Source organism: Streptomyces sp. NPDC048584 (assembly GCF_043199595.1).
Taxonomy (GTDB): domain Bacteria; phylum Actinomycetota; class Actinomycetes; order Streptomycetales; family Streptomycetaceae; genus Streptomyces; species Streptomyces edwardsiae.
The window spans coordinates 1-1,417 of sequence record NZ_JBICWF010000032.1 but is presented as its reverse complement, the minus strand read 5'-3'; the positions used below and the strand labels follow the sequence as shown (position 1 = coordinate 1,417).

Annotated in this window: 2 protein-coding genes; both read left to right on the top strand. The window is 66.8% G+C overall.

Translation table 11 applies throughout. The features are described 5' to 3' along the window. Positions 1-456 (top strand): alpha-glucosidase C-terminal domain-containing protein (locus ACGFR9_RS35160; RefSeq protein ID WP_393216965.1); only part of this gene is annotated, 456 nt, incomplete at its 5' end. Then, positions 453-1,417 (top strand): alpha-amylase family glycosyl hydrolase (locus tag ACGFR9_RS35155; protein ID WP_393216963.1); only part of this gene is annotated, 965 nt, incomplete at its 3' end. The genes ACGFR9_RS35160 and ACGFR9_RS35155, both read left to right, overlap by 4 nt.

The following is a 1,417-nucleotide window of genomic DNA, read 5'->3' as shown; positions in this document are numbered from 1 at the left end:
AGCGAGGAATACCTCGACAGCGAGAAATACCAGCTCCGCACCCGCGACTGGGAAACCGCCGAACGCCAGGGCACCACCATCGGCCCCCTCATCACTAAGCTCAACACCATCCGCCGCGCCCATCCCGCGCTCCACCGGCTCAGGAACCTCCGCTTCCACCGGACGGACAACGACTCCGTCATCGCGTACAGCAAGCGCAGTGGCTCCGACGTCGTGCTCGTGGTCGCCAACCTCGACCCGCATCACCCCCAGCAGGCCACGGTCTCCCTCGACATGCCGCAACTCGGCCTGGACCGGCACGAGTCGGTACCGGTCCGGGACGAACTCACCGGCGAGACCTACCACTGGGGCAGCGACAACTACGTGCGCCTTGAGCCGGGGCGGGCTCCCGCGCACGTTCTGCACGTCCAGCGACCGCCCGCCGCACAGCGAAACGGAGGGCCAGGAACGCCATGACCGTGAACGAGCCAGTGCCGGACACCTTCGAGGACACCCCGGTCAGGGACCGGGACCCGGAGTGGTTCAAGCGTGCCGTCTTCTACGAGGTCCTGGTCCGCTCCTTCCAGGACAGCGACGGTGACGGCATCGGCGACCTGAAGGGTCTGACCGCCAAGCTGGACTATCTGCAGTGGCTGGGCGTCGACTGCCTGTGGCTGCCGCCCTTCTTCAAGTCCCCCCTGCGGGACGGCGGTTACGACGTCGCCGACTACACCGCCGTACTGCCGGAGTTCGGCGACCTCGCCGACTTCGTCGAGTTCGCGGACGCGGCGCACCAGCGCGGTATGCGCGTGATCATCGACTTCGTCATGAACCACACCAGCGATCAGCATCCGTGGTTCCAGGAGTCGAGGAAGGACCCCACCGGTCCCTATGGCGACTTCTACGTCTGGGCGGACGACGACCAGGGGTATCCGGACGCGCGGATCATCTTCGTCGACACCGAGGCCTCCAACTGGACGTACGACCCGGTGCGGGGGGAGTACTACTTCCACCGCTTCTTCTCCCATCAGCCGGACCTCAACTACGAGAACCCGCGCGTGCAGGAGGAGATCCTGGCGGCCCTGCGTTTCTGGCTGGACCTGGGCATCGACGGCTTCCGCCTGGACGCGGTGCCGTACCTCTACGCGCAGGAGGGCACCAACTGCGAGAACCTGCCCGCCTCGCACGCCTTCCTGAAGCGGGTGCGCAAGGAGATCGACACCCAGTACCCGGACACGGTGCTGCTCGCGGAGGCCAATCAGTGGCCGGAGGACGTGGTCGACTACTTCGGCGACTACGCGGCCGGCGGCGACGAGTGCCACATGGCGTTCCACTTCCCGGTGATGCCGCGCATCTTCATGGCCGTACGGCGTGAATCGCGCCACCCCGTCTCCGAGATCCTCGCCAAGACCCCGGCCATCCCGTCCGGCTGCCAGTG